Below are 239 nucleotides of genomic sequence, written 5' to 3'. Positions count from 1 at the left end.
ATGCTTCTACTAGGTAATCGATGATGACTTGGTCGAAATCATCTCCACCTAGACGGTTGTCACCGGCTGTCGACTTAACTTCGAAAACGCCATCCCCAAGTTCCATGATCGATACGTCAAATGTACCGCCGCCAAGGTCGAATACAAGGATCGTTTGATCTTCTTCCGTTTTATCCAAACCGTATGCAAGTGCTGCAGCTGTCGGTTCGTTGATGATACGTTCCACTTCAAGACCAGCA

General features: G+C 47.3%; 1 protein-coding gene. It reads right to left on the bottom strand.

Annotation, left to right across the window (positions count from 1 at the left end; genetic code table 11):
- On the bottom strand, positions 1-239 hold a 239-nt coding region (locus tag SB773_RS34375), incomplete at both ends, for an Hsp70 family protein (RefSeq protein ID WP_410595001.1).

Origin of the sequence: Bacillus sp. SIMBA_074, from assembly GCF_046534555.1 — a bacterium.
Classification (GTDB): Bacteria; Bacillota; Bacilli; order Bacillales; family Bacillaceae_G; genus Bacillus_A; species Bacillus_A mycoides.
This window is presented reverse-complemented; position numbering and strand designations above follow the sequence as displayed.